At 50.7% G+C, this 420-nt stretch carries 1 protein-coding gene; it reads left to right on the top strand.

The window, feature by feature from the left end; all coding sequences use genetic code 11:
* The coding region (locus NI461_RS14360) for an NAD(P)/FAD-dependent oxidoreductase (protein WP_367273583.1) at positions 1 to 420 on the top strand (420 nt) is incomplete at both ends.

Raw genomic sequence — 420 nt, 5'->3', positions numbered from 1 at the left:
ATGGCAACTATGTCATTTCCCTCGGCAACGTGGTGCGCTGGTTAGGCCAGAAAGCCGAAGAGCTGGAAGTCTCCATTTTCCCGGGCTTTGCAGCTGCTGAAATTCTCTACCATGAAGATGGTACGGTGAAAGGTATTCAAACCGGTGATATGGGCATTGGCAAAGATGGCGAACCGACGCATAACTTCACCCCGGGCTATGAGCTGCATGCCAAATACACCATCTTTGCTGAAGGCTGCCGTGGCCATTTAGGTAAACGCCTGATTCAAAAATTCAATCTGGATAAAGATGCTGATCCACAGCACTACGGGATCGGGATTAAAGAACTCTGGGAAATTGATCCGGCCAAACATAAGCCAGGTCTGGTGATGCACGGGGCCGGCTGGCCTTTAAATGAAACCGGTTCTTCAGGCGGCTGGT

This window comes from Acinetobacter sp. S4400-12 (assembly GCF_024129495.1).
Classification (GTDB): Bacteria; Pseudomonadota; Gammaproteobacteria; order Pseudomonadales; family Moraxellaceae; genus Acinetobacter; species Acinetobacter lwoffii_C.
Note: the sequence above shows the minus strand (reverse complement) of the source record. Positions and strands in the feature narration are given on the sequence as shown.